A 6,744-nucleotide genomic window follows, 5' to 3' on the forward strand; every position below is an offset into this window, starting at 1 on the left:
GGCCAGCAAAATCAGATACTTGCTTATGCACCAGTATCATTAGACCTAAAATTCCACACGCCCTATAATACAGCGGGTATTGTTGGATCACTTAAAAGCAAAAAGGCGTATATTTCGGCACCCTATTAGACTGTTTTTATATCGTAGGTGTTATCAGAGAACATGATGAAAAATTACTTATCACTGCGGCAGTAGTTAATCGTCATACTGTTCAAAATGATACTTTTGTAGACAGAAATAAAAAGTGCATGTTTCAGACACAATTGAAGGTGAATTTACCATCTAATTTACCTCCTGCTATTATTCCTTACCCTGAACTAGGAAACACTTATTCAAGCAGGGATGAACTAAGCAATCAGCTTCTATATAGAAATGCTCCTGTTTTTGCAAGAGGACATGGCGTGGCATCGAATTGGAATAGCTCTCCATATTTAGAAGTGAAAGCGGTAACGTCAGTTTATACAGAATCATTGCCTACGTTCGAAACGCCTAGTATTTCTGCTGAAGTTGAAATTGATAAAAATAACAGTTTGGTTATTTCCATGGAGTCATTAGCAAACTTTGAAACAGGGGGAGATGGTGATAGGCAGATTAAAGCTCTGATAGATGCTTATTCTGATTGGATTATTAAAAAATCAAATGATATAGATAAATTAGATTTAAAGTTGCATGAGACGGCTAAAAATCATATCAAAAGCTGCCAAGAGGCTTTAACACGAATTAAAGAGGGGTATTCTTTAATACAGACTAATTTGAAAGTACGGCGAGCTTTTCAATTAGCAAATAAAGCGATGTTGAATCAACAAAAACATGCACCCAAATCAATTCGGGAAGTAGAGTTTGATGAAAACGGACACCCTTATGTAAAAAAACCATTTGTAGAAAATACAAATGCTAAAGGAATATGGCGTCCTTTCCAGATAGGCTTCTTGCTTATGTGTATTCAAGGCGCGATTGATAATACTCATGTTGATCATGAAAAAGTAGACCTTATCTGGTTTCCAACCGGGGGGGGTAAGACTGAAGCATATTTAGGGATTGCAGCTTTTACCCTGATATTTAATCGTTTAGAAAAAGCAAGTGAAGCAGACGGCGTACAGGTGTTAATGCGTTATACATTGCGCCTCTTAACAGCGCAACAGCTGCAGCGAGCCGCTACTCTGATATGTTGTCTTGAAGTTATACGTCGCGAAGAGAGTATCCCTGGTAAACAATTTAGTATTGGACTTTGGGTTGGAGGGGAAAATACTCCTAATAAGCGTAGTCAGGCAATTAATGCACTAAAAGAGCTAAATTCAAACCTCAAGAAAAATAAAGACACTAATAACCCATTTTTAATTGATAGATGTCCATATTGCTCAACGCAAATTGGTATTGTGAAGGGTAATAAATCTAAAACTGTTGTCGGTTATAAAGAAAATAGACAGTTAAAGACAGTAATGTTCTCTTGTGTTGATATCAGTTGTCCGTTTTATAAACAAATACCAGTTTTTGTAGTCGATGAAGATATTTACGATGAACGACCGTCGGTAGTAATTGGGACTGTAGATAAGTTCGCAATGCTGGCATGGCAACCAAAAATTCGCAGTATTTTTGGTTTAGGTGTTGATGGTAAACGGTGTGCATTACCACCACAATTAATTATTCAAGATGAACTTCATCTGATATCAGGACCACTTGGTTCAATGGTTGCTTTATATGAACCGCTGATTGAAAAATTATGTTCAGAAAACTTGAATGGCATTATCAGAAAACCAAAAATTGTTTGTGCTACAGCTACAACCAAAGGATATCAAGAACAGATAGATGGTATTTATGGACGTAAAAATGTAAGTATATTTCCACCACCGGGACTGGAAGCTGACGACTCATTTTTTGCAAAATATGCTAGAGATTCAGAAGGTAAACTTTTGCATGGTCGCAAGTATGTAGGAGTGTGTGCACCTGGTTTAAATTCAATTTTGACAACCCAAGTGCGAACACAATCAGCACTTTTATTCGCAGCTAATAGGGTCGATATTGAACAAAGAGATCCATGGGTTACCTTACTTTCTTTCTATAACAGTATTAGAGAGTTAGGTGGTGCTATTACACTGTTTCAATCTGATATTGTTGGATATTTATTAGAGCAGAAAAGAAGATATCCGAGGTCTATTCTTCCAAGAAGAATATATCCAGACCAAGGTATGGAGCTTACTAGTCGATTAAAAGATGATGAGATACCTAAGGCTATTGTTGCTCTAGAAGAACGGCTTAATGCTCATGAGCATAACTTAAAAGAAATTTATGAAAACATAGGAAAAGAGTTAAAAGGTTTAGGAACTAAATATCCAGAAATTTCAGAGTATACTTCTGCCGTCAATCAAAGAATTGAAAAATTTAATAGGTTGGAGTTAGAAGATTATTATTTCTTAGAAAATATAAAAATGTTTCTTTCTAAGAAAAGTCCACAAGTGAGATTACCAAAATATTGCAAAAGTCTTTATGAGCTATGTATTAATTATAATGTGAAAGCCTTTTGTCTTGCCTCCAGTATTATTGAAGTTGGGGTTGATATTGACCGACTATCTGTCATGTCGATTATTGGCCAACCTAAAACTACTGCACAATATATTCAGGTATCTGGCCGTGTTGGGCGTAAAGCTGATGAACGACCTGGTTTGGTTGTTACTATTTATAATAACTCTAAACCAAGGGATAAATCTCATTATGAAGACTTCAGAGGTTATCATCAAAGACTTTATGCGAAAGTTGAACCTTCATCAGTAACTCCTTTTTCTAGACCTGCAATAAAAAGAGGAATGAAAGCAATTACTGTTGCCAACATTCGTCAGACTTCTTCAGTCAATGTGAAGCCAAGTGATATTGATGTATCTGTAATAGAACGATGGATAACTGAGCTGTTTAAGCTTAGGGGTAGCTCAATGACTGAGGATGAGAAAATATATTTAACGAGTTATTTAAATAAGTTTTTGCAGCGGTGGGATAAGGTAAAAACAGCTTATAATGAATGGGGACAATTAAGACCAGATTCTGAACCCGCTCAACAAGATCTTTTACTTCCATTAGGAACCTCTCCTAAAGCTAGTTCTAAAATTGTTTGTCCAACAAGTATGCGCAATGTTGATGGAGAGTCTGCTCTGTGGATCACAGGGGTTTATGATCAGTTTGAAGAGGAGGATGATGAAGGTGAGTAAAAAGAGTGAAGTAAGAACCAGAAAAGGGCAATTAATTCATACCTTTGGGCCAGGTGCTATGCAGATTAACAAGAATGGTATATCTATGCTAGCTTGTGGTTTGGATTATTGGTTTACTCAGGATGGAACAATTGAGCGTATAAAAGAAAATGTAGTAAAACAAAAATATGCACTTACTGATGAACGTTTAGCATTCAAATTGGGGGTTGATCATTTTAGAATACCACCTGATGAAAAAACGATAGATGGTCACCAGAAATTACGCAGTCCTATTCCTGCTATCAGATTCCCATATTGGCATATATGTAGTAATACCAGTTGCCAACGCTTGGTTAGAATTTCATCAATAAGTGAAGATGAACACAAATGTGAGCATTGTAATGCTCCTGTTTACCAGTCACGTTTTGTTTGTGCTTGTAGTAATGGTCATATACAAGATTTTCCATGGTTTGAATGGTTGAATGCACATAATAATTCCAACTGTAATGAGTCGACTTGTAAGTTGGCACTCGTAGGAACTGGTAGTACAGCCATTTCTGGTGTAAAGGTAAAATGTATAACCCATCGCTCTAAACCTGCATCACTGGCTGGTATTTTTACTAAATCTCAGGATTCAAATAAGGAACCATCATCCATTTTTAAAGAAAATGGTATTCATTGCTTGGGTCATAAACCTTGGCTCGGATGCAATAGTTTCGAACCATGTATCAGCCTATTTCTGCTGCGCTAAGACAAGCTACCAATATCTATTTTTCCAAAGTAAGTTCATCAATTCAAATTACGACTGTTGGAAATAATGTAGATAGTGACATTGAGGAAAAATTTGAAAACTTACAACCTGATTTAAAGGAGATAATCGAGTCTAGTGGCGAGATTGACCAAAAAGTGGCATACATGTTTATGGCTACTCATGGTATTTATTCAAAGGATGAGCTATTTAACTTTTTTAACAATCAGAGCAAAGATACTGATATAACAGCAGTTCCGGATTCAGAATTGGAATATAAATTTCAAGAATACCAGCAGCTTATTAAAGAGTGTAAAAATGGTCCTTTAATAACTAAAACTTTACAAATGGAAAATTTTGAATCATGGTTCAGGGATTTTTTTTCTGGAGTCACTCAAGTTAAAGAGCTAACGATTACAAATGCTTTTTATGGGTTTGATCGTATAGAACCACAGACTAATAGAACAATTGAGAGTTATAAGAAAATATTAAGAGAAGATAATAGTCGTGACTCTAATTGGTTACCGGCGGTTCAAGTGCATGGTGAAGGGATTTTTCTGCAATTTAATATGGAAAGTATTAAGCAATGGGCTTCAATTTTTGAGAAAAGAGAGGCTTTCAGGAATTTAGTTGAAAAAGCAAATAAGATAGCATTAGTTCAAAATATTGGAGACATTGGGCCTGCTTTTCTCTTGGCTCATACATTTTCACATCTTTTAATTAATCAACTTATTTTTGATTGTGGTTATAGTACGGCTTCCTTAAGAGAAAGATTATATGTTAGTAATAATCCTGAAATAGAGATGTGCGGACTCCTTATTTATACAGCAGCAGGAGATAGTGAAGGATCTTTAGGCGGTTTAGTTCGAATGGCTGAACCAGAAACACTCCAGCTTGTGATTAAAAAAGCTATAGAAAGTTCCAACTGGTGTAGTTCAGACCCTATTTGCCGTGAAATTGGTGATAATGGTGGTCAAGGGCCTAGAGGAATGAATTTGGCTGCATGTCATAATTGTGCATTATTGCCAGAAACATCATGTGAAGTCTTTAATTCACTTCTTGATAGAGGGGCTGTAATAAGTAGGGAGTTGAATGATATAGGTTATTTTGACAAATTATTCACTGCATCTAAAATTTCATAGAATAGATATACTAATTTATCTGACAGTATTAGATAAGACAGATAGCCTTTTAAAATTTATTAATTTGTTACTATTAAATATATGGTCAGGAGAAGTTTAGAAGTGTTATTGCTTCCCTGACCATTATTTAATATGTTAATAATTTATTTTGTATTGATTAAAATTGTGTAATTTGGGGATTTTATAAATAATTTAAGGCCTATTTTTATTAAAATAATATCTTAATAAAATGCAGATAAAGAGATGAATATGGTAGATATCGTTGATGTTTCTACCCGAAGTCGCATGATGGCAGGTATAAAAAACCGGAATACAAAACCGGAGATACTCATCCGAAAGTTACTACATAAAAAAGGATTCCGTTTTCGTCTTCATGTAAAAGATCTACCAGGTAAACCAGATATCGTGCTGCCTAAATATAAGGCTTTAATTTTTGTGAATGGATGTTTTTGGCATGGACATATAAATTGCCACCTTTTTAAATTACCCGCTACACGAACTGAATTCTGGCAGGCAAAAATAACCCGGAACCAAGCTAATGACTGTAAATCAATAAATTTGTTATTAGAGAATAACTGGAAAGTATGTGTTGTATGGGAATGTAGTATTAGGGGTGCAACCAAAGATCCGGATAGAGTAATAAATATTATTTCCGAATGGTTAGGTGGAGAGAGTTCTTTTATTGAAATTGTTTAACTTCGCTTTCAGTACTAGTGACCATACAGCAGGCCCAATATTCTGTCAGTTATGACTGAATATCGGACTTCATTTTTATAAATTACTATAATGTTTTTTTAACAATGAAAACACAATTTTACTGATCTGGTGTGCCAGAAAGGGAGGTACAGCATTTCCGACCTGCGTATATTGATTAGTACGATTTCCCTCAAATATATAATTGTCCGGGAAGGTTTGTAATCTAGCTGCTTCTCTTACAGTCAGACTTCTACACTGCTGTGGATCATAATGAATGAAATAATGTCCATCTTTTGAAATATGGCTGGTTATTGTAGTAGCTTCCTTTTTAGCAATCTGCACACGAAAACGGTCATTATAAGAACCTGAATTCCAGTTCTGATGTTGTGGTGCCAGTTCAGTCGGGAAATTTTCTGCTTTAGGCGAAACATCTTTTTGTTGACCATATAAAGCACAGAAACTGTATCTGAGCAGATCTGACTCCATATGTCCTCTCGTCTCATGATTGAGCACTAGTTTCAGCTCAGGATCAAGGATCCATTCCTTCAAATGGTCTGGCAACTGGTTTGATGATTTATATTTGTGAACAGTTTCTTTTCTTTTTAAATCTTTAAAGGGGTACAGATCTTTTTGATTAACCTCAATATTGATGATATTTAGTTTGCTTAGCTTCTCGGCATTTTTTGAAACAACCTGCTGCCAAGAGACATAAGAATCAGTTTGTTTGGATAACCCACTTCGTAATTTAGGTAAATCGCCAATAGCCTCTTTAACGGTAACTTTCGGATAAACATTATTATCCAAGATATCCGGTATTTGTTTAATATCTTCTCTCACACCTATCAGAATAACACGGTGTCTTGCATTTTAGTGTACAGGACAGCGGCATTGGCCTGAGTGGTACCGATCGTAAAAAATTATTCGAGTCTTTCTCACAGGGCGATACCTCGGTCACCCGTCAGTTTGGCGGTACAGGACTGGG

General features: G+C 35.8%; 5 protein-coding genes and 1 pseudogene. 5 read left to right on the forward strand and 1 reads right to left on the reverse strand.

Annotated elements, in window-relative coordinates:
* Positions 1-248 precede the first annotated feature (248 nt).
* The 4 genes from FTV48_RS13610 (at position 249) to FTV48_RS13620 (ending at position 5,762) form a co-directional block, all read left to right on the forward strand.
* Positions 249-3,197 carry a helicase-related protein gene (locus FTV48_RS13610; RefSeq protein ID WP_257222967.1) on the forward strand — a complete coding sequence of 983 codons (2,949 nt, stop codon included), beginning with the start codon at positions 249-251 and terminating at the stop codon, positions 3,195-3,197.
* Positions 3,190-3,927 (forward strand): hypothetical protein, encoded by a 738-nt coding sequence (locus FTV48_RS15020; protein WP_257222968.1) that lies wholly within the window; start codon positions 3,190-3,192, stop codon positions 3,925-3,927. Before FTV48_RS13610 ends, FTV48_RS15020 begins: the two co-directional genes overlap by 8 nt.
* Positions 3,900-5,066 (forward strand): DUF1998 domain-containing protein, encoded by a 1,167-nt coding sequence (drmB, locus tag FTV48_RS15025; protein ID WP_257222969.1) that lies wholly within the window; start codon positions 3,900-3,902, stop codon positions 5,064-5,066. The genes FTV48_RS15020 and drmB overlap by 28 nt, the downstream gene beginning before the upstream one ends.
* Before the next feature lie 249 nt (positions 5,067-5,315).
* Positions 5,316-5,762: a very short patch repair endonuclease gene (locus FTV48_RS13620; RefSeq protein ID WP_180000704.1), complete on the forward strand. Its 447-nt coding sequence runs from the start codon at positions 5,316-5,318 to the stop codon at positions 5,760-5,762.
* A gap of 75 nt (positions 5,763-5,837) precedes the next feature.
* Here the strand turns inward: FTV48_RS13620 and FTV48_RS13625 are convergent, their stop codons facing one another.
* On the reverse strand, positions 5,838-6,599 hold the full coding sequence (locus FTV48_RS13625; protein WP_373683534.1) for a DNA cytosine methyltransferase: 762 nt from the start codon (positions 6,597-6,599) through the stop codon (positions 5,838-5,840).
* Between the two features lie 20 nt (positions 6,600-6,619).
* Here FTV48_RS13625 and FTV48_RS15235 point away from each other — a divergent pair.
* Positions 6,620-6,744 (forward strand): annotated as a pseudogene (locus FTV48_RS15235) (ATP-binding protein); the annotation flags it as partial.

Origin of the sequence: Acinetobacter sp. YH18001, assembly GCF_013416975.1 — a bacterium.
GTDB classification, from domain to species: domain Bacteria; phylum Pseudomonadota; class Gammaproteobacteria; order Pseudomonadales; family Moraxellaceae; genus Acinetobacter; species Acinetobacter pseudolwoffii.